Below are 21874 nucleotides of genomic sequence, written 5' to 3'. Positions count from 1 at the left end.
ATCGTTTTTTCTCTTCTGTTTAAAAATTCATGTTAGAAAGTGACATCGATACCGAACAGGAATGACTTCTGCCACGGATAGAATGCATTGTTGTAAGCTCCGCTCCGGTCGATAGCTCCTTCAGGGTCGACATACTTCGAATGTTTCTTCAACGGAGACCAATAGCAGAGGTTTTCACCCGTAAAATATACGCGTACCGACTCAATGCCGGCTTTCTGCGTCCACTGTTGCGGCAAGGTATAACCTACGGTCAGATTCTTGAAACGCATGTAACGTATATTCTGTAAATAACGGTCGTTTACATTGCTCAGCACACCGCTTGATGCCGAATAAGCCATTGCACGCGGGAAATAAGCATCTGTATTATCTGTTGACCATACGTCTTTCAAGAAATCTTTCTGCAAGAAAGACAGGTACGGATAAGAGTAAGCTCCCCAGAAAGGCATGGATTCTCCGTCGGGATACCAATAATGATTGCCCGTTCCCTGGAAGAACGCCGATACATCAATGCCGTTCCAACGCACGCTTGCCGTAATACCGTAAGAAAGCGAAGGCAACGAATTACCGAGTATCTTACGGTCGCCCGGAGCATTCACATTATTGCTTCCGATATTTACCTTATTGTCACCATTCAAATCGACAAACTTCACGTCGCCTGCCTGCCAGCCTCCGGTTTGTCCATTCAATACATAAGTCAAGTCTACTTGGTCGGCGTATGCCTGTGCTTCTTCATCGGTTTGGAAAAGCCCGTCGGTCACGAATCCCCAGATTTCACCGATTTCCATACCTTCATAAAAGTCTCGGGCAAAAGTCTTGTCCTGATTATCATATTTCGTAACAATGCTCTTGTAGTCGCTCAGGTTAACCCCGATGCTGTACTCAAACGGTTTGCCTCCCAGCGTCAACTGGTCATGCCAGTTCAAGGTGATTTCGTATCCTTTCGTACGCAAGTCGGCAGCATTCATCTCCGGCATACTCGCTCCATAGACAGAAGGCAGTTCCACACCGTCGGTCAACATATCGCGGGTATCACGTATATAACCGTCTACCGTCAAGTTCAAGCGGTTGCCCAGCATCGTCAAGTCGAAACCGAAGTCCCATTGCTGGGCGGTTTCCCATGTCATGTCCGAAGCAATCGGAGCACCCAACGTAGAATATTTGGGCAATACGCTTCCTTCACCAAACGTATAATTCAAATTAGCGATAGATACCAGACGCGCGAAGGTGTAATAAGAAGACACATTCTGATTGCCCAGGCTACCGAAAGAAGCCCTGATTTTCAAGTTGTCAACCAAACGGCGTGCAGGCAGGAAGAAAGGCTCTTCCGAAATGCGCCATCCTACAGAAGCCGAAGGAAAGAATCCCCAGCGGTTGCCTTTCGCAAAACGGGAAGTACCGTCGTAACGCCCGCTCACTTCGAACAGGTAACGGCTCTTGTAATCGTAGTTGATACGGCCGAAGATACCTAACAAAGCGTACTCGTTCTGTCCGCCGCCTACACCGGTAATGGTAGCACCCTCGGCATTCTGACCTACCAAGTCCAAATCGTCCAGGTCGGCAGATACCAGGTTTTCACCGTATGCCGAAATGTTTTTGCTCTTCCATGCTTCGTAGTTCATACCGGCTACTACGGTCAAATGATGCGCATCGTTAAACGTATCGGTATAATTACCGAAGATGTTCGTCGAATAATAATTGCTCGTATTCACCGATTCATCCAAACGGTTGGCACCGGCACCGGTAGCATACGAAAGCAGTTCGCCATCGGGATATTCACGGTAATACATCGGATTGGAACGGCTTGTATTGCGTGTCTGATACAAACGGTATGTGAAATCGCCCGTAAAGCTCAGTTCCTTTATCGGAGAATAAACCAAACGAGTGGTATTCGAAAAGTCTGTACCACGCTCTACATTGCGGTGTGAATCTTCGCCCAACAGAATATGACGGCCATTTGCCACCTTATAATTCAGATAAGGTGTACTATACAACCACGAACCATCGGGATTCTTCTGCGGAAAACAAGCCAAAGCGTGGCGGGCACTGTATGCCAAGGTATTTTCTACACTGCCATCGCCCAAGTAGCTGTATTGCGAACTGTAGAACGACGTATTGTTCGACATCGTAAACCACTTATTAATCCGGAAGTCAATCTTCGAGCGCAAGTTGTATTTCCGGTACACATCCGGATTTTCGCGCAAGATACCGGTCTGCTTGTCGAATGAGCCAGACAAATAATACTTGATATCGTCTTTTCCGCCGCTGACAGAAAGGTTGTGCTGCTGCATCGGACGATTATCGCGGTACAATTCGTGCCACCAGTCGTGGTTTCCATAATATACCCACTGGCGGCGTCCGTTACGTACGTCTTCTACCACCCACGGGCGGTCGGGGTTCTCGGCCTTGTCGTTCACACGGTCTAGCAACTCCTGCATGTCCTGGTCTGTATAATCGACATACAATGTACCCGAATTGGCTTGCCAGAACTTGTTGATAGTATATACCGACCAATAACCGGTCGTTTCGTAGTCGGTAGAAGTGGTAGGTGCCTGCCAGCCGAAACGTCCGCTATAATGCACCGTAGCTTTCCCGTCTTTAGCAGCTCCGGACTTGGTAGTCACCAAAATCACACCAAAGGCTGCACGTGCACCGTAAATAGCGGCAGCCGATGCGTCTTTAATTACGGAGATTGATTCTACATCGTTGGGATTGATACGGTCTATCTCGCCTACCGCACCGTCTATCAATACCAGCGGTTCGGCATCGTTGATAGAAGTCACACCACGCACATTGATAGTAGCCGAGCTTCCCGGTACACCCGAAGAAGTGGTTACGTTCAAACCAGCCACCGTACCTTGCAGCATATTGCTGAGCGAAGTCGTCACGCGGTGTTCCAGTTCATCTCCGTTCACCGTAGATACAGCTCCCGTAAGATTTACTTTCTTCTGCTTGCCATATCCCACAACCACGGTCTCATTCAACAAAACCGCATCCTCACTCAGATGCACCGTAACACTTTTCTGATTGGGCGCCACCGTCACTTTTTGTGCGGCAAAACCTACATACGATACATTCAAAGTGACCTTTCCTTGTGGCACCTGAATCGAAAATGTACCATCCACATCGGTTATCGCTCCGATAGTAGAACTTTCAACCGCAACCGTCACCCCAATAAGAGGTTCATCGTTTGCATCCAACACTTTTCCCGATATGGTCCGGTTCTGTGCAGAAAGCGTCACATTGCTTCCCGCCAAGACCAGTATCAGGAACAAAACTACAGATTGTAATGTTCTCATTATTTATTGGTTAAGAATGTGTATTTACACGAAAAATAACAGCCTTCAAGGATGTCACAGGCTGATAGTCTGTGTATAGACTTCGCCGAAACGGTTGGTAAACTCTATTTTGATTTGTCTGGCACCATCGGAAGGCATGGCACGGAACAGGTGAGCCGTAGGTTCAGCCTGGCTGCGGTCTTTCAGTTGCGAAGCACGCTCTTCATCCGAACCGACAAACTGTTCCATATCCCCCATCGGCTTGCCATCCTGATACCATACCACACGGCAAGCACTGTCCCAGTCCCAGACATTGGCTACCACAAAACTGCTTTGAGCCGTAAACTCTCCTTTATTATATATACGGAACTGATAAGCGAAATCGCGGCGCGTTGCCTTGTAATGCCATTTCACATTATCGCCATCTACATCTACTACCATATAGCCATTGGGCGCACCACACTGGTTTACCCAGCCAGCCCACCAGCCGCCACAGGCTGCGCCGATATTGTGCTCGTAAAGCGTAGGCGTCACTTCGTTGTTTTGGAAAAAATGCGTATGGCCGGAGAACACATGCACCTTATAATCTTTCAGCACCTCTTTCAGAGCGTCTGCGTTACGGACATTTCCGCCCGGCGACACTTTATTCCATACCGGCGCATGCAGGTTCAAGATAACCAGACTTCCTTTGGGCACATAACTTAAATCCTTCTTCAGCCATTCCAACTGCTGCCCTGTAAGGCTTTCTACATAATTCTTCCCACCCACATAGTTGATGTCTTTCATCGTTACAATGTGCGCCTTACCGATATTAAACGAATAATCGGTAGGTCCGAAATAGCTTCCGTATATCCTTTCACCGTATACCGGAGTGCCCATCGCCATATTGTGAAGGTCTTGGTATTGCTTATCGAAATCGTGGTTTCCGATGCATTGGAAGAAAACAGCACCGGTATTTTTTACCGACTCTTGATATTCATCGAACAATGGCATGTTGTCCCACACCAAATCACCCAAGGTCATGGCAACCACTTCACGCGTCTGCTTTAAAGAATCGATAACTTCTTTCAAATCGGGTACCGTTTCCTGACACCAGCGCTTCAGTTGTTTTTCATTTTTCACCTGAGGATCCGATATGGCTATATAATGGAAACGTCCGTCTGCTTGCTTCCGCTTCTCCAATACGAAATCATACTTTCCGCCTGCTTGAGCCAAGTCACGTACCGCAATATAATGTCCTGTAGCCAACCCGTCCTGCTGTGGCAAAACATACGCAGCCGGAGTAGATATTGCTACAAATTTACTGATTGTCGTATCCGAATTCAATGCCCATGCTCCCAGCTTGTCTGTCTTGGTAAAATGCACACCGTCATTTACCACCACACCAGGTATTCCCTTACCGCTTTGGTCTGTCACCTTCCCATTGAAACGCAACATTGCTTCCTGAGCACCTGAAGCCAGGCACATACCACAAAAGAAAGCACTAATAATTAAAGATTTACCATCCATCTTTACTTTTGATTTTATAAATTTAATCTAGTTTTGTTTACGAAAGCAAAAGTAAACCTGTGGCATTTCAAATCAGTTACACCTTAATGACATTACTATGTGAGAACAAAGACAAAACCAATACAAACAAAAATGCATACCTGAACCCATGACAAGGATTCAAGTATGCATTTTGATGAACATAAGTGAGTGAACCGTTTCACATAAGTAAGTCGGGCGTTTCACATAAGTAAATCAGGTCGATCACTTATGTTCGTTCGAGGGAGCTTTTAACCATCAAGCCAAGAAAAACTTTTTAGAGAAACTCAAAACAGTATCCTGGTAGTCAGATGTTCTGGAGATGCAGTTCCAAGTGGAATCCTACTACAGCTTCAATACCCCGGCGGAAGATGTCAAGCCGGAAGTTTTCGTTGGGCGAATGGATGGCATCGCTTTCCAGCCCGAATCCCATCAAGATGGTTTTGATACCCAATATCCGTTCGAAATCACTGATAATGGGAATACTCCCTCCACGTCGTACCGCCAGCGGCTTTTTACCGAATGCCTGGGTAAATCCTTTTTCGGCAGCCTGATAAGCTGGATGCGAGATAGGGCATACATAACCCTCGCCACCATGCATCGGAGTGACTTTGACCTGTACGTAGTCGGGGGCGATGGCATGGATGTAGTCGGTAAATAGACGTGAGATGGTTTCATGGTTCTGGTGAGGGACAAGCCGGCACGACACTTTAGCGTATGCTTTTGATGGAAGAACTGTTTTCGAACCTTCGCCGGTATAACCTCCCCAAATGCCACAGATGTCGAACGAAGGTCGGCAACTGTTCCGCTCAAGGGTGGAATAACCTTTCTCACCTTTCAGTGCACGTACACCGATGGCTGCCTTGTAGGCTTCTTCATCAAAAGGAATGCTGGCTATCATTTGACGCTCGGCTTCCGGAACAGGCTCTACATCATCATAGAAATGCGGGATGGCAATGTGTCCGTCATCATCGGTTATCTGTGAAAGAAGATTGCATAGCACATTGATGGGGTTTGCCACCGCTCCGCCGAAATGTCCCGAATGCAGGTCGCGGTTAGGACCAGTCACTTCGATTTCCCAATAAGCAAGTCCCCGAAGACCGGTTGTGAGCGAAGGAGTGTCTGCACCCAGCATACTGGTATCCGACACCAGGGTAACATCGGCACGGAGCAATTCGCGGTGTTCGTTGAGGAAAGCATTCAGGCTGGGCGAGCCAATTTCTTCTTCGCCTTCGAAGATAAATTTCACATTGTGACGAAGTAACCCTTCGCGTACGAGGTACTCGAAAGCCTTTACTTGAATCATTGCCTGTCCTTTGTCGTCATCGGCACCACGTGCCCAAATACGTCCTTCGCGTATCTCTGGTTCAAACGGTTGGCTTTGCCATAGCTCGAGTGGTTCGGCAGGCATTACGTCATAATGTGCATAAACAAGCACTGTAGGAGCCTGAGGGTCAATGCATTTTTCGGCATATACCAACGGGTTGCCTGCCGAAGGCATAATCATTGCCTTATCGGCTCCTGCTTCAAGGAGGAGCTGGCGCCAGCGTTCGGCACAGGCAAGCATGTCTTTTTTGTGTTCCGGCAGGGCACTGATGCTGGGGATGCGTATCAGGCTGAACAGTTCATCGAGGAACCGTTTTTCGTTTTCTTGAATGTATTGTTTGATTTCCATGGTTGTGCGTATTTTCATCACAGATGGCACAGCTGAAAATAACATCAAGCCTATTTGATTTCGGTGCCGTCTGTGGAGGTTTTATCATAATCGGGTAGTTTTGTTCAGTAAGTAGTAATCAAGCAGGGTCATTGCCGCCATCGCTTCTACTATGGGAACGGCACGGGGCAAGACGCAAGGGTCGTGACGCCCACGGGCTTTCAGTATGGTTTCATTTCCGTTCTTGTCTACTGTAGGTTGTTCCATCAGAACAGTGGCTACAGGTTTGAATGCAACGCGGAAATAAATATCTTCACCGTTGCTGATACCTCCCTGGATGCCCCCCGAGCGGTTGGTACGCAGGGCTATGTGTCCGTCTTGGTTGTAAAACAGGTCATTTTGCTGGCTGCCTTTCCATTCCATATTGCTGAATCCTTGTCCGTATTCGAAACCTTTGGCAGCATTGATACTTAACATTGCACTGCCAAGGGCTGCATGGAGTTTCCCAAATACAGGTTCACCCAATCCGGCAGGACATCCCTGGATAACACAGGTCACCACGCCTCCCAGTGTATCACCTTCTCCTTTCGTACGGAAAATAAGTTCTTCCATCTGTTGTGCCAGCTTGGGGTCGGGACACCGTACAGGATTACTTTCAGTGAGGTTCAGGTCGTAGTGCGTATAGTCTTCATTCAGTTTCAATGTACCTACCTGTGAGGTGAATGCCGTGATGCGTATGCCTATTTCCTTAAGGGCTAGCTTAGCAAGTGCTCCCGCTACCACCCGTGCTATGGTTTCACGTGCCGAAGAACGTCCTCCGCCACGGTGGTCACGCACACCGTACTTCTGGAAATAGGTAAAGTCGGCATGCGAAGGACGGAACACGTCCTTCATATTGTCGTAATCAGAAGAATGCTGGTTGGTGTTCCACACGACAAATCCGATGGGGCACCCGGTAGATACACCTTCGTAAATACCAGAAAGGAACTCTACGGCATCGGGTTCTTTACGGCCGGTGGTAATGGTTGATTGTCCCGGTCGGCGTCGGTTTAATTCTTGTTGCACAAAGTTTTCGTCAATAGCAATACCGGCGGGAAATCCGTCAATGACACCACCGATGGCTTTGCCGTGCGATTCGCCAAAGCTGGTCAGTCTGAATATGTTTCCAAAAATGTTGCTCATAAGTAGATAAGTTTATTCGTTCGTTAGAGGCTGCTTCTGTGAACTCTTGTGTCTCTTTTCTGTTCTTAGGTTTTTCATGTCAGAATTTACTTCCGGCTCCTCCACCTCCGAAATCTCCACCTCCAAAGCTTCCGCCGCCGAAGCTTCCGCCGCTATGTCCACCTCCACCGAAGAACGGACCACCCAGGAAAGGCCAGCCATTTCCTCCACGATGATGGAAATCATCGTCATCACGTATACGACGCTGTTTACGCACTACGTTTCCACAATGTCTGCATACGTAAGTCACTTCGTCGGTGTGATAGCCTGCTGTCCGCGAAAGGGTCTGCACAGAGACTTGCCGGAGGGTGTGTTTATGACATTTCGGACAGCGTTTGCGCTGGCGTGCATTCAGCCATAAGAACAAAGGTACCAAGATAAAACAGCAAAAGAAAATGCTGAACAAAAGAAAAGTATCATCGTCTTCTGGAGCTTGAAGCGGTTCGCCTGTCCCGTTCAGTTGGGCGCGTATGGCATGGATGCCTGCCAGCATACCTGCATCCCAGTTGCCATCCTTGAAGTAGGGATTCATGTAACGCACCTGTATTTGCTTACATGTGGCGTCAGGCAGGTCGCCTTCGATTCCGTATCCTGTGGCAAACTGTATGCATCGTTCGCCTGTAACGAGCAGGACGACCAACCCGTTGTCTGTCTCTTTTTGTCCTATTCCGTTTTCCCGTCCCAGCCGGTAAGCAAAGTCAAAGCAGTCTCCTCCTTCTATTTGCCCTACAGCTACCACAAGGGTTTGTATTCCTGTTTCATGCTCAAGGGCATAAAGAGTAGAGTCGATGGCACTTACTACAGCAGGGCTTAAGATACCATCGGGGTTGCTCACGTAGCGGCGTGCGTCTTTCAGATGCACCAAAGGGATGTCTTCTACTTTGTAGATGCGGCTTTGCGCTTCTGCCAAGGCAAAAGACAGAAACAGGAAACCGAGCAGAAACAGTTTTTTCATACGCAGAAATTAAAACTTTACTTCGGGCGCTTTCTCACTCCCTTCTTCTGCTTCAAAATAAGGACGTTTCTCGAATCCGAACATGCTGGCAAAGATGTTCTTGGGAAACCGGCGTATGGTAGTATTGAATTTACGGGCTGTTTCGTTGAATTTACGCCGCTCTACGCTGATGCGGTTCTCTGTACCTTCTAATTGAGCCTGAAGGGTCTGGAAGTTTTCGTTCGCCTTCAGTTCGGGATAATTTTCAGTTACGGCAAGCAGGCGTCCCAGCGCACTTCCTATCTCGCCTTGAGCACGTTGGTAGGCAGCCAGCTTTTCAGGGGTCAGGTCATCGATGTCAACCGACATTTGGGTAGCCTTGGCACGTGCCGATACTACGGCATCAAACGTTTCTTTTTCATGTGCGGCATATCCTTTGACGGTGCTTACAAGGTTAGGAATCAGGTCAGAGCGCCGCTGGTATTGATTTTCCACGTTGCTCCATGCCGTCCCGACTTCCTCTTCCTGTGCCACCATCGAGTTGTATGATGAAACACTGTAACCTATCAGTACGACAAGAATCACGATTACGATAATCCACGTTTTTTTCATAAGATGCATTTTTTGTTTTTTGATTCATATTTTCGGCAAACATACGAAAAATTTCAATAATTGCCAATGAATCGCTGATAATTGTCATGTACATCGTGGCTAACTATGACTATTCATCAAGGCATTGGTTTCAGCTACCAAGCCCGCAAGATGGATAACGGCTTCTTCTGATTCTCTTTTTGTCTTTCGCTTCGTATGAGACATAAAAGGCAGAGCCAGCGCGCATCCCTGCGAACCGGCTCTTGGATTACTAATTTAAGTAAAATGTGCAGGGACGCTTCCCCGCGATAGAGATTTATCTTCTTTATATATTTAATTGTCTCGTACACAACGAATACGATCGCCTTCATTTTCATTCCCCTTGCCCATAGTCAAATTGGAACCGTTATAGAACCAACCGATGCGTTTTTGACTAGAAGAATTAGGCAGTTTTTTATCAGAAAATTTGAATTCCGTTCTAGACACCGCATTTTCTTCAGGAACACCATCATCTAGTGCTCCAACGATAGACATCAAATAAAGTTCCCGCAAATTAGGAGCACGCCAAGCTCCTCTAGGAGTAAGATAACGACAAGGAGTAGAAGTGTTATCCATAATATCTCGAATATCTATAGCATCAACATAATAGTTATTAACATAAGAATAATTCCTAATCCACTCGTCTGAATAAGTAAATCCACCACTATACAATTCACTTTCGCTTTCATCACTTTTATGCGTTCCAAGTTCACCGTATCGTACACGAGGACGGGTAGAACTTTCATCTAAATAAGGAACTGTTATAGAAGGATCATTCGGATCTTTAGAATAAATGCCAACAGGAGTTCCACTACCTAAATTGCGCATGCACCTATAATGATTTACCAACTTGTCCCTATCTATACGATTTCCTTCTTTGCCGTAATAATCATCATCTCCATGATCATAATTTGTATATTGAAAAGTTCCATCGTCACTTCTATATTCCGCCATATTATATTCTGTACCATGACTTTCCGAAACAGATTCTTCCGCCCAATAGATAATAGGGTAATTTCCATAAGTGGTACTTGATACATAGTGCTTATATACATAATCTGTTTCTGTATACAGCTTGGCTTCTTCCGAAAGGCTTCCATCGCCGATAAACATACCGACATATTGGTTAATGGCTGGCAGATACCATTGTATTTCATTTTTTTCGATAAAGCCATCTCCATTTAAATCCCGATTGCGCTGCATGCAAGCGAGGTAAGCCCGTTGATAATCGCTTTTCATCGCATTAACCGTTTGCATATTGGTTACATCGGCATAACCATTTATGCCAAAATCCACATAAGTATTCCATTCTTTATTTGTATTACAAAGTTTATCTATCATTTCCCAAAAGTTATCCCATCCGGTATCTCTATCTCTGGCAGTAACACCTACTTGGTTAGGATAATAAGCCCATGTATACAATGGACCGGTCTCATTGATTGTTTCTACACCATAAGCACTATAAGACTCTTGCACGCTCCGGCTGAAAAATGTCTGGATAGAACGTTGCGACAGAATATAAGTAGATTTCGTTATACTACTTTCTCCATCCGGACTCAGCTCCACATCATTTAATATTTGCACTTCACGTGGCGACACATTGACAAACCGTTTCCATAAATCGCCTGATACCGTGACTCCTTGTGGGGCTTTGTCATAATAAAATTCGTTTATGTGGCAAGTATAAACTACTTTTTCTTCATTGTCATAAGCATCTTGTTCCGTTCCATTTGCAATCTTTTTCAATTCCTCCATAAATTGAGACAATGTCATTCCGTTACGGGTTCCGTCCGATAATGCATAAGGCTGAAAACGTTTTGAATAAATACCGTTACCATCTTTTTCATTTCTCACAAAACGCAACCAGTCTTCATCTCTTACTTCTATGTTTTCATCGGTAGAAATATAAGAAGCGAATGGTGTACTTATTTTATAAGAAAAGAAATCGGAAACATTGACACCACCTGATAACAGCTTTTCGCTGAAACTGAGCAATACGGTTTCATAATGTGCATCCAATATATATTTCGTGGTACCGTTGGTAAATATCACATCCCCTTCTGCTCCGGGAGATGGTTCTATTTCCGGATCATCAGCCAAGACTTCCACTATAATATTATTTACTCCACTAACGGTAATATTATATGTGTATTTCGTATTCCGGTTACTGAAAAAATCATCCGCATTTTGATCTACATAACCTAAATGAATGGTATAGCTGACACTTGCTTCCACTGCTCCTTCATTACCTTCAACGGTGGAATTTCCGGTGAAATCCCCTTTAAGAACTACATACGTACCCTTATCCGGTGCATAAACATAATCTCCATTAGATACAGTTGGTTTGCTATCTGAAACGTTTGAGTTTTTTTCTTCCTTTTCACGCTGATTGTAATCATTGTCCGGTATGGATCGTTTTCCATTCTGCCTGTTTTCTACCATCCAAAAATTAAAAGACATGTCTGTAGACAAAGTCCCTGTTACTTCTTGGGTATCGAAAAAGTCATCCTCATCTTCATCATTTGTTCCGTCCCACGTATTGGCAAGTGCGATTTCCCGTGACGCTTCCCGTTCTATCAGATAAACTTTCTTAGGAACGTTGAAAACCTGATAGCTGGTTGGACGGAACGTACAGCCAGCTGCCGCTTTGATATTAAACGTAATGTGTGAGTCAAGCCTGCGGAGTTTCAGCGTTTTGATATCTTGCCCTTCTTCAATTAGGTAAGTGTTGTCTCTTTCATCGCTTATTGCCATTCCGCTCATTATATACGAATTTCCTACACGGTCTATTTGTTCATATAGTACAGGAGAAAGATTCAATAATTGTTCCTTGTTCTGAATGTCATCTAATATACTTTTAAAATCATCGTCTTCATAAACATTGGTTGCACCGGATATGTTGGCTATGCCATAAACATACGACGGACCTGTCTTGGTATAGATTGTAACATAATTATCACTTCCGGTAGTGTTCGGTTGACTTGTTGTATTTCCATTATTCAAATCATCGAAATATCCAAAACCTGTCTTATTGCCATTGGCATCGAATATCAGGACGTAGAGGTCAAAAACAACATTGTCATCCGGGACGCGCGATGATGCTTTCTCTTCCGGAACGCTTACATCAAAACCAAGCCTAACCGTTACGTCTTGACCAGGCTTGACTTCTCCATCTTGACGGATAATATTTTCGTCTGTGCACGAAAATATGGTTACAAAACAAGCAATAATCGCAAACCTATTCAAGAGTTTATGCAAATGACGTATGTTCATATATTTTCCTTGTATCATAGCTATTTTTATTGGAATTTCGGAATATCTATAGTTTCCTCATCAAACGAGAGAACTTGATAATATAATTTAGGTGTTACAGGCTTGCTTACTGTACCCCCCTCCCTGTCTATCGTCACCGTAATGTCGTAGATGTGGTTACGTAGCATTCGGTAATAATTATTGCGCAAATCCTCTATATCTTCTTTCGAAAACGAAACCTTATCATTATCTTTTGATATGGCAAAATTTACTGGTACCTTATAATAATAGCTATCATCTCCATAGGGGGCTTCCAGCAAGATATATGTCTGTTTTTCTTCATCTATCAAATCGTCTATAGCATAAATATCTTCATCACTAAAGGTTCCGTTTTCATTCAACAAACTTTCATCAAACCAGTCATTGGGATAGGAGTAAAAAATGACTTTTTCATTCTCATAATTAGTCATCTTATTATATGCTTCTAAAGCATCCATGCTTTTACGTCTATCTATCTCGCCGTATGATTCCGCTTCATTTAATACGGATGTACCTGAGTCTACGTATTTGAATAATTGAAACTTACAATTTTTTATAATGGATTCCTGATTATTATTAACTGATAAGCGTATTTTCACGGCGGCTCTTTTCAGTTCGAATTTTAACGTGATAGTGTTGTTGACAGGAGTTGGAGTTTCTTCTATTTTCCCATCCATCGCAAAAGATTTTTGCGGCTGATTGAAAACCAAATCGGGGGTCAGTTTTTCTTTTAAATTGTCAAGTGTAAATTCCTCTTTGTTTATGCCATCAAGAGAAGGACAATTCGCTACCATGTAATAAGAGTAGTTATCTATGTTTGCTTCAACCTCTTCATAGGTAAGTTCTGTCAGCGTTCCATCCTTTTTAAAATTCGTGTAAGAGTCTTCTTCTTGTGCATCTTTAACCCCTATATTTTCTTCTACGATATGATGCACACATTTATCATTTTTATCGAAGACAAATAAGTCTATGCGGTCTATTTCATTTTCATTCCATCCTTCATTCCATCCATCTTCCGTTGCACGAGACAAAGAAGAGCCTGCAATCTTGTACATGATCTTCACCTGTCCGTTGCTGTCGACCGGCACGGTTTGTTGCGGTGCGGTTTCATCCGAGCAAGCGATGCAGCCAAGGCTGATTGTTGCAAGGAGCATGAATATATGTATAGCTTTTGTTACCATATCAATTTACTTCTTTCTTCTTCCAATATGGGTTTTCTCTCCACCATTGATAATTATCCCAAGTATTATCACCTGTTTCACTTTCATCCACATCTCTTGCCAACTCTTCAAAAGACCAATCGAATTGTGCAGGAACTTGCCTTATCCAAATAAAATCATCTTCTCCTGCATAGCGTCTCCAATTTCTTTCATCATCACCATACAAAAACTCCATATTATCAAGATTTTGATGATTCTTATATGAAGGGTTGATATTCAAATTATATTTTGTTCCGTCAGCTAAGGTTACGGTAATATACAGCTTGGTTGCAATAACCCTATGTCGTTCATTGTTGTATCGTCCCCATGCTGTATAATATGTAAAAGCATCTCGAAGCTCTTGGTCATACTCTGTATAAAAGTTTTTTCTTCTATTATCTTTTTCCCACCATGAATTTTTGCCATCATCGTCAATGTCATCTACACGGCTTTCATTATTTGCATCATCCCAATAGTTATTTCCTTCTTTTTTGTACCATGGATATTCACCAATGGCTTTATCGTTTTCATCGGTCGCAGCGGTTTCATCCGTTCCTGTCCACGAACGTACACAATTCACTTGTATGATGTATGGTTTTGGGCGTGCTATGCCATGCGATACCATTTTCACTTTTCCTGTATATCCTTCATCCTTACACCCATTGAAATCATTCGATTCGCTATAAGAGAAAGTAAAATCTCCACCTTCATCTTCATAATTGCTGAGATGCGCCTCCCATGTAGCACCTTCGGGGCCTGTAAGCATAAAGAAATAGCGTGCTCCGGCGCTACCTGTTTTTAATATTTTCCTATCCGCATCTACATAAGTCGGTTTAGTAAGGATGCAATATCTGGCATCGTCATCGCCTCGGTCGGCTGGATAGTCATAAAGGAACTTGAATAGTTTCCGGACTGTAGTTCGGTCATATTGAACATTGTTTACTTCATTATTTTTAAATTCATCAACCGGTAATAATATATAACCGTTTTTCATAAACTCATCATAGTCATTGTCATGATAAAATGGATTGACCGTTGTTGATGCTGGTTCCGGTGCATACCCAATCGAAGACTCTACCAATTCCCATGGTAAAGCACGGTATTGCACAATCAGCTTGCTGTCATTCACATCGGTTATGTCGAACCGATACCAGTGGTTGCGGATTAAGTCGTAATCTGAACCTTCTTCCGGATTTCCATCTGTGTAGTCTTTGAAATAGATGTTCGGGCTTTTCAAAGTCACTTCTTTATTATTGGCATCTTTCAGGGTTACAGACAGGTAGGATGGCTCATTGCCTGTATTTGTATTGTCATATTCGGGTACATAAATGAGAAAAGAGCCATCATCCTGTTTAGTAAAATCTAAACATCCTTCACTTTCCACATCTGTAGCAGGCAAATGAATTTGTTCTTTCCCTTCCCAATTTTCCGTATTGTTGTATACATCCAGTGGCGCGCACATTCCTTTGGTGGAATACTTGTTCAGCTTGACTTCTTTCAGCGTAAAGCCATCGGCACTGCACTTCACTTCTACTTTACATAGGGCACGCAACAAGTCGATGGTGCCAAGGTTGGTAGAAATATCCGGGCGAAGTGTGATGCTGATAGTAGCTACACCGTAAAAAGGAATCAGGTGTTCCTCAGAAGGTACGAACGAGGCAGTATACTGGTATGCATAGACAGAACAAATGTCTTTGATGGTAGTTTTGCCTTCTACCAATTCGTCTGCTTCGGGGTAATCGGGCCAATTTGCCAAGACCACCACTTTATAATTGAAGTCGGCATATTCTTCCGGCATTTCTCCCTCTACTTTGTAAGTCTGGGCATAATATTCACCGCTTGCGCCTGCCGGGGTCACGCTTTGGGGTGTGAAAGAATAGACAAACGAATCGTCTTCGGTATCAAACAGCAAGAAACGGAAATTATTGTTTGTTATGTCGATGTAGTTTTCATATCCAGTGCCCGGCTCATCTGTACCCACACGGGTGGAAGCATTACCGCTGGCTGTAGTGAGGGTAAAGCTGACCTGTACCGATGCAGCCGATTCGTCCGCAACGGCAAGCCCGTCTTGCTCTTGCCGGCATGCCGAAAGCAAAAGCAGGGCGATACATACGCTCAGGGTTCTTATGATATGTTTCTTCATTCTTAATTCTTCATTCTTAATTCTTCATTCTTAATTCTTAAAGTTCTGTTTCTTGCAGCACTACGTGCCATGAATTGATGATGATGCTGGAATTTACCCAACGGTTGTCTTCATCGAGGAAGAACGTCAGGTTGTATTCACTTTGGCGGTCGAGGTATTCTTGGTCGCTCATGTTGCGGTTGTAATGTCCTTTCACCAATAAGGCATAATCTACCAACGGAATAGACAGCACCGTTTCTCCCTTTTCGTTGCGCACCGTAAGGATAGGCTCTTGGTCTACCATCAACCTTCCTGTAGTCAGTTCGGCAATAGCCACGCTTACCGAGGTTTGTGTGTCTCTGGTACCGACAAGGCTGGCTAATGAGGCTGTTCCTTCGTAGGTAGTCCATGCACGATAAGTCAACGTTTCATCATCAAGCAGCGAATTGTCGTAATTCATGTGTCCGTTGGCATCGGTAATGGTATAGGTGAAATCGTCGGCATGGATGTCTTCTCCCGAAAGATGTTGCAACATGACCCGCACATTGTGGGTGTTCTTGGTCAAGTTTATCGGTATGATTTGCTCGCCTCCGTCCAACAGTTCTTCCAGTTCGATGTTTTGGGCAATGCCGTGGAACAGCGGTGTCAAGTCATTGTCGATATAAGCGGCGTTGCCTTCATCGTATTCGCGGTTCATGCGGCAAGTGAGGTCGTGCAGGGAATGCACATTGGGTTGCATCATGGGGTAGGTGAATGTGCTTCCTGTTTCCCATCCTTCCGCCCATGCCACCAAGGTATAGGTTCCCGGTTCGATACCGAGGTTCATCACATAATCGTCTTCTGCCAATACAGACCCACTTTCTGACAGGGTGTTTACCAATTTGCCTTCGCCGTTGAAGATGTAAAGCGTCACTGATTTGACATTGTGGGCAAAGGCATCGGCAAAGTTCATGTTCATGTCGTACGTAAACTTCACCCGGAAGTAGGTGGTACAGTCTCCTTCGTCTTCGTAGATGGTGTCGCATGATGCCGACAGTATGCCTACCATCCACAAAAGCAGCCATTGGATTTTCTGTTTACTTATGCAAGTCAGTACTTTCATAGAGATGATGGATGTAATTTAGTTGGGTTATCTTATCGTATGGCAAGCGGGACGTTGCGCCCGCTTGCCGGAATGTTGATGTATATCAGGCTTGGTTAAGCCGACAAGTTTAGAGGTTCACGCTTTGGTTGACAACATGCCATGAAAGGATGTTGAGCGTTGCGCCTACGTAGTATTTGTTTGTAGGAGGCACTGGAATAATATCTTCCGTCGGCTCATACACACCGTCTCCTAAACCTTTTATGGATTCCAAAGTAAGCACATAACTGTGATTACGTACTACACCGATATGACCATCGCCGCTTGCAGCAAGATGCTCAATAGGCACGGTAAAGTACGCTTTCCCTCCATTGTATTTCTCAGCACCGCCTACCTGCTTAGCTAATGTAGCGTTAAATGTAGTGTAATCAGTAATTTCTACATAACCAGTGCCATCTTCATCTGGTGTATAGTAAGTTGTAGCACTTTGTGTTAAACTGAGAGTTACTTCATTTGTTCCACTAACCCGTACCAAGGTATAAGCAGAAGGGTCAGCCGAAGTATATTTATAAGGGTCTTCTGATGTATCGCTACCTGTTCTTGTATATACCAATCCGTTATTAGCCAACTGATTTTTCAAGCCTGTCTCGGAATAAACTTTTCCACCATACATATAGAATGTTCCATCTGCCTCGGTAACACTTTCTCCGCTTGTATTAGTAACAGTGTATGTACCAACAACCAATACACTGGTGCAAGCTTGGAAATTGTCCGTATCATACAAATTAGCAGTAAGCGTATTCTCCATACAATATTGAACACCTTTGTTATTTTTAACAACATCTTCGTAAGAAACAAAATTCAATCCTTTACCATCCGGCATAGAGGTATAATTCGGGTCTTCAGCCCAAAAACTGCGATGGTCAGTACTGTTGTTCCAAGTCCAAGACAATGCAGACCAATCTTGCAGGTGTTTCAAATAATACTCGGTGGTATTCAATCCAGTTAAAGCATAACCAACCAGATTAAATTTCAATACATTACCTTCTGAGTCTTGCAAATCTTCAATATTATCAGACAAAGAGGTAGCTTCATTTACCTTTACTTTGGCTGCCAATCTTTCTACATAGATAGTTACAGGGTTTTCTGCGGTTGTAGCCATAGCTTCTGTTTCATAAAAATCCCCCGGAGTTACTGCTGTAGCTATCTTTTCCCCATTATCCCAATATGTGGAACTGGTCATAACAAAACCATTGGTTGCATCACCTATAGTATTTGATTCTAATTTATATGCATCAGAATAATTTACATTAATAGTAGGTGTAGCATTGACAAATGCTACTACTTGAGTGGGCATTTCTGCATCTTCTGCCAATTCTAATGCGACAACTGCTTCTGCCAATCCCTCTACATTCTGATCAGGTGTTGTTGGATTTACTTCTGTTTCACCAACTTCGCGACCCAAGGCAACAAACTTTCCTACATTATCATAGAAAGCAAAACGGATGCTTTTAATTGCTTGCTCATCTTCGCTTCCATTGTCATATCCACCGTCGCTTGTCGCTCTTGATGCAGCCCCATCAGACATGGCTATCCTTACTTTGATGTAAGCTTCCCCACCATCTAAGTTCGTGGTGTTGCTTCCTTCCGCAACTTCATCGTTGCTGCACGCCGCCAACATGCCGCATGCCAACATACTTAGAAATACATACTTGATTTTCATAACACAATTTTCTTTCGTTTATACTATTTAATTATCTATTCTCTTCAGTTGTTCCAATACATTTCCAGCCTCTGTTACACCTTGTGCTTGGGCAGTTTCCATCAAGCTACGTGCTCCGGCATAATCTTTAGTCAGCATGGCATACACACCACGCGCATAGACAGCTTGGGGCGAACTTCCGGCTTTCTGCAGATAACGGGCCGCCGTAGGCAGGTCACCCTTCCGCATGGCGGTATTGGCGGCATTCAGGTTGGTCACTTCATCATCGGGATACATCCGCACTGCCGTTTCGAACACTTCGTTGAAGGCATCGCTGCCCGGCTCCATGGTCTGGGCAGCCATGTAAAACTCTTGCCGGCTCAACTTTTGCGGCTGGGTGCGGAGAATGCGCTTGATTTCTTCCACATCGGTATAACTGCGTATCACGTACCCGATGCGATAGTCGGAACGGCGCAAGGCAGGATAGCATTCGCGCAGCAGCTGCGCATAGTCGGCAGGATAAGCGGCACGTATCTTCCGTTCTTTTGCATCAGGCTTCAGGCTGTTGTCGTCTATCAGCCGCAAGATGTCTTGTTTGTTTTCCAGTGAAGAGGCTTCCACGTATTCCCGCAAGCCTTCCCAGTTTTCTGGTTCATAAGAGGTGCGGATAAAGGTGTCCGGGAAGTGATATAAGCCCGATACATATTTTCGCAACGCTTCCGTGCGTTCACGTGCCAACCGTTCATTATTGGCATACGACCCTTCGGGTGAAGCGAACCCTTTGATGGAAAGCGAGGTAAGCGTGATATCGGCATCTCCCCGTATGGAATCTATTGTGGCTAAAATCTTATCCAGCTCGACGCGGTTGTTGCGGTAACCGGGACGTATATCGGTACGCGACACAGGGAAATCTATGTAGGCGGACTTGTCCAACGAACGTGTCTTCACCGTTTCCACTTGGGGCTGCACATAGACGAAATGGGGAACATAGACCAACGCTTCCTTATAGCCGCCAATCACACTCCATTGCTCTGCCAAGAGCGAACCGCAGCAGCCATAATCTTGCCGCCGGAGCACTACTTCTGCTCCGTTCATCCAGTCATCGTAGCTTATTATGTCTGCATAAGCCACTTCGGAGGGCATTTCTTTTCTTTTGTAGGTTAGTTCCTTCGATCCTGTAAGCAGGCTTTCGCCGTTTCGGATGTACGAATAATAGCGTTTGCGTCCATATACGCCGATAGAGCGGAGTTCTAACGAATCCTTTCCTTGGCGGAGGCAAGGAGTAAGCAACACTGCTTGGTTGCCTTCTACTTCTAATCCATCCAAGTCTACGTTCATGCTTATGTGCAAGTATTCACCCTGACGCTCTATGCATACGCTGTCGGCAGACACACTACCGTCCGGCAAGGCTTGTGCTACGGCTGGCGCCGTCAGCAAACTAAACAGGACTGATAAAAAGCATATAGATTTCATTGTTTTTCCTTTTAAGGTTAGAATACATATATCAGATTGACAGCTGCCTTGGTAGGACCCACGAAGTGATGGCTTTTGCCTTCTTCTGTTTTGCGTCCGCATCCGGCGCACCGGTATTTGTCATACCGGCTATACACATAGCCTATACCGATTTCGGCTTCTATGCTCCAATGCTTCGACAATATCCACTGGTAACCGTAGGCTATGCCGGCTCCCAGCATCCACCCTTCGTACCGATGGTCTTTCAGCTTGCCGAAATCGGTACCCAAAAAAGTAAAGTCTGTATCCCAGTTACTCATGTTATAGATGCCGCCTAAGAGGTGTGCACCAAGAAAATGCCCGTTGAATGCCTCACAGAACCAATAGCGTGCTTCGGGCTGGAAAGATAGCTGTTTCCATTTTTTATTGTCGGAAAAAGTCCATGGATTCCAGTTGGCAGATACATCCAATGTCCACTGTGGGGACATACGGACTTCCGCTCCCAAATTCATGGTCGCGGTCATATCGTACAACAGATTGGTCTTCACCGCCCAATTTTGCGCTGAAACCGAAAGTCCTATGCACGACAAAAGGACGAATAACAAACGCTTCATAGCATATCTCTTTTTATTTATACTCTATCAAAACGGGAACTCAGCCGGACTATAGTATATTAAGGTATATAGGCGGCTGTCTGTAAATCTGTATATATTTCTTATCGCGGACAAAAATAGGCAAATTATTTTACACAAGCAATGCATTAATGCATTTTTTTCAAAAAAAATAAAAGAATGAATGAAAAGGCTGATTATCCGCGAGCAGGCAAGTGGTTTTCTGCAAGTAGTTACCTAAGTTTTATATTCCGGCTGGCGGAATGTATATTCCACGGGCTGGAATATACGTTCCACGGCGTGGAATGTACGTTCCAGCCCATGGAATATAAAACTTTTGTAACTGCCGCAGGGAAACAAATGCCATATGCGGCGTAAATATGTTTATCCGCTGCGTGTTTTATTAGGAATTAAATGTTATCTTTGTCTGCATGAAACAAAATGTGAAAATGATTATTGAATATCCGCAAACATCCCATGTAGGGGCGTATCGCATACGCCCGAATGCGCCAACTAATCCACGTGGATGTTTTTAGGGCGTATGCGATACGCCCCTACATGGCAATTGGGTAAAATGCGGATATTCATTAAATGATTTCTAGACGATGTGCACATCGTCTCTACTATGATGACATCCGCAAATAGCTCATGTAGGGGCGTATTGGGAAAAGGCGGACATTCAAATTGAAGAATATGGAAAAATTGCAGAGATTGCCTTTTAAGGCACGTAAAGCTGTCTTCGAGAAACTGGAGCAGATAGTGGACATTGCCGCCATGAGCAAGGAAGACCGCATGAAATACGACGAAAGCATCAAGGTGTACCGCGACCAGCTGGTTACGATGGAATATGAGCGGCAAAAGGGTAAGGCGGAAGGTTTTGCGGAAGGTTTTGCGGAAGGTAAGGCAGAAGGTGAAGCGACAGGCTTTGCGAAAGGCAAGGCGGAAGGCAGAGAAGAAGGTAAAGAAGCAGAACGCCTTAGAAATGCCCGTGGTATGAAAGCCGCAGGCATTGCTCCCGACTTGATAGCACAAATTACGGGGCTCCCCCTTGAAACGGTTGAGAGGCTGTAAGCAGATATTACACTGCCACATAATAAGATCAGGAAATATATTATATTGAGAAGCTGTTTTGAATTTCTCCAAAAAGTTTTTCTTGGCTTGATGTATCCGTTTTC

The 21874-nt window shown here is 44.6% G+C and carries 15 protein-coding genes; 2 read left to right on the top strand and 13 right to left on the bottom strand.

Annotated features, from left to right (window positions below):
• Positions 1 to 32: 32 nt before the first annotated feature.
• From B5F25_RS02170 to B5F25_RS02110, 13 genes are all read right to left on the bottom strand, one after another.
• On the bottom strand, positions 33 to 3296 hold the full coding sequence (locus tag B5F25_RS02170) for a TonB-dependent receptor (RefSeq protein WP_087247308.1): 3264 nt from the start codon (positions 3294 to 3296) through the stop codon (positions 33 to 35).
• A 54-nt stretch (positions 3297 to 3350) separates the two neighbouring features.
• A complete protein-coding gene (locus B5F25_RS02165; protein WP_087247306.1) occupies positions 3351 to 4784 on the bottom strand; it encodes a calcineurin-like phosphoesterase family protein in 1434 nt (477 codons plus the stop codon).
• A gap of 325 nt (positions 4785 to 5109) precedes the next feature.
• A complete protein-coding gene (locus B5F25_RS02160) occupies positions 5110 to 6477 on the bottom strand; it encodes a dipeptidase (RefSeq protein ID WP_087247357.1) in 1368 nt (455 codons plus the stop codon).
• An 84-nt stretch (positions 6478 to 6561) separates the two neighbouring features.
• The gene (gene aroC, locus B5F25_RS02155) at positions 6562 to 7638 is read right to left on the bottom strand and encodes a chorismate synthase (RefSeq protein WP_087210349.1); all 1077 of its coding nucleotides are present in this window, start codon (positions 7636 to 7638) and stop codon (positions 6562 to 6564) included.
• Between the two features lie 79 nt (positions 7639 to 7717).
• Positions 7718 to 8632, bottom strand: a complete 915-nt coding sequence (locus B5F25_RS02150) for a TPM domain-containing protein (RefSeq protein ID WP_087247304.1) — start codon at positions 8630 to 8632, stop codon at positions 7718 to 7720.
• A gap of 9 nt (positions 8633 to 8641) precedes the next feature.
• Positions 8642 to 9223, bottom strand: coding sequence for a LemA family protein (locus tag B5F25_RS02145; protein WP_087210346.1), 582 nt, complete (start codon positions 9221 to 9223; stop codon positions 8642 to 8644).
• 312 nt (positions 9224 to 9535) lie between these two features.
• Positions 9536 to 12532 (bottom strand): DUF4906 domain-containing protein, encoded by a 2997-nt coding sequence (locus B5F25_RS02140; protein WP_087247302.1) that lies wholly within the window; start codon positions 12530 to 12532, stop codon positions 9536 to 9538.
• An 8-nt stretch (positions 12533 to 12540) separates the two neighbouring features.
• Positions 12541 to 13713 (bottom strand): FimB/Mfa2 family fimbrial subunit, encoded by a 1173-nt coding sequence (locus B5F25_RS02135; RefSeq protein ID WP_087247300.1) that lies wholly within the window; start codon positions 13711 to 13713, stop codon positions 12541 to 12543.
• 1 nt (position 13714) lies between these two features.
• Positions 13715 to 15874, bottom strand: a complete 2160-nt coding sequence (locus B5F25_RS02130) for a FimB/Mfa2 family fimbrial subunit (protein ID WP_087247298.1) — start codon at positions 15872 to 15874, stop codon at positions 13715 to 13717.
• A 37-nt stretch (positions 15875 to 15911) separates the two neighbouring features.
• Entirely contained in the window at positions 15912 to 16955 is a 1044-nt protein-coding gene (locus tag B5F25_RS02125) for a FimB/Mfa2 family fimbrial subunit (RefSeq protein ID WP_206423523.1), read from the bottom strand.
• A 109-nt stretch (positions 16956 to 17064) separates the two neighbouring features.
• The gene (locus B5F25_RS02120; protein WP_087247296.1) at positions 17065 to 18657 is read right to left on the bottom strand and encodes an Mfa1 family fimbria major subunit; all 1593 of its coding nucleotides are present in this window, start codon (positions 18655 to 18657) and stop codon (positions 17065 to 17067) included.
• A gap of 27 nt (positions 18658 to 18684) precedes the next feature.
• Positions 18685 to 20109, bottom strand: a complete 1425-nt coding sequence (locus B5F25_RS02115; RefSeq protein WP_087247294.1) for a DUF3868 domain-containing protein — start codon at positions 20107 to 20109, stop codon at positions 18685 to 18687.
• A 17-nt stretch (positions 20110 to 20126) separates the two neighbouring features.
• Entirely contained in the window at positions 20127 to 20702 is a 576-nt protein-coding gene (locus tag B5F25_RS02110) for a DUF3575 domain-containing protein (protein WP_087247292.1), read from the bottom strand.
• Positions 20703 to 20879: 177 nt separating this feature from the next.
• On the opposite strand from B5F25_RS02110, the gene B5F25_RS22335 reads away from it, so the two are divergent.
• Positions 20880 to 21077 (top strand): hypothetical protein, encoded by a 198-nt coding sequence (locus tag B5F25_RS22335; protein ID WP_087247290.1) that lies wholly within the window; start codon positions 20880 to 20882, stop codon positions 21075 to 21077.
• Between the two features lie 315 nt (positions 21078 to 21392).
• Entirely contained in the window at positions 21393 to 21770 is a 378-nt protein-coding gene (locus B5F25_RS22330) for a hypothetical protein (RefSeq protein WP_241148338.1), read from the top strand.
• Positions 21771 to 21874 lie beyond the last annotated feature (104 nt).

Origin of the sequence: Bacteroides sp. An19 (genome assembly GCF_002160215.1) — a bacterium.
Classification (GTDB): Bacteria; Bacteroidota; Bacteroidia; order Bacteroidales; family Bacteroidaceae; genus Phocaeicola; species Phocaeicola intestinalis.
This window is presented reverse-complemented; position numbering and strand designations above follow the sequence as displayed.

Coding starts and splice junctions, on each gene's coding strand:
- B5F25_RS02170 (WP_087247308.1), bottom strand. CDS start 3,296: ATGAGAACATTACAATCTGTAGTTTTGTTCCTGATACTGGTCTTGGCG.
- B5F25_RS02165 (WP_087247306.1), bottom strand. CDS start 4,784: ATGGATGGTAAATCTTTAATTATTAGTGCTTTCTTTTGTGGTATGTGC.
- B5F25_RS02160 (WP_087247357.1), bottom strand. CDS start 6,477: ATGGAAATCAAACAATACATTCAAGAAAACGAAAAACGGTTCCTCGAT.
- aroC (WP_087210349.1), bottom strand. CDS start 7,638: ATGAGCAACATTTTTGGAAACATATTCAGACTGACCAGCTTTGGCGAA.
- B5F25_RS02150 (WP_087247304.1), bottom strand. CDS start 8,632: ATGAAAAAACTGTTTCTGCTCGGTTTCCTGTTTCTGTCTTTTGCCTTG.
- B5F25_RS02145 (WP_087210346.1), bottom strand. CDS start 9,223: ATGAAAAAAACGTGGATTATCGTAATCGTGATTCTTGTCGTACTGATA.
- B5F25_RS02140 (WP_087247302.1), bottom strand. CDS start 12,532: ATGATACAAGGAAAATATATGAACATACGTCATTTGCATAAACTCTTG.
- B5F25_RS02135 (WP_087247300.1), bottom strand. CDS start 13,713: ATGGTAACAAAAGCTATACATATATTCATGCTCCTTGCAACAATCAGC.
- B5F25_RS02130 (WP_087247298.1), bottom strand. CDS start 15,874: ATGAAGAAACATATCATAAGAACCCTGAGCGTATGTATCGCCCTGCTT.
- B5F25_RS02125 (WP_206423523.1), bottom strand. CDS start 16,955: ATGAAAGTACTGACTTGCATAAGTAAACAGAAAATCCAATGGCTGCTT.
- B5F25_RS02120 (WP_087247296.1), bottom strand. CDS start 18,657: ATGAAAATCAAGTATGTATTTCTAAGTATGTTGGCATGCGGCATGTTG.
- B5F25_RS02115 (WP_087247294.1), bottom strand. CDS start 20,109: ATGAAATCTATATGCTTTTTATCAGTCCTGTTTAGTTTGCTGACGGCG.
- B5F25_RS02110 (WP_087247292.1), bottom strand. CDS start 20,702: ATGAAGCGTTTGTTATTCGTCCTTTTGTCGTGCATAGGACTTTCGGTT.
- B5F25_RS22335 (WP_087247290.1), top strand. CDS start 20,880: ATGAATGAAAAGGCTGATTATCCGCGAGCAGGCAAGTGGTTTTCTGCA.
- B5F25_RS22330 (WP_241148338.1), top strand. CDS start 21,393: ATGGAAAAATTGCAGAGATTGCCTTTTAAGGCACGTAAAGCTGTCTTC.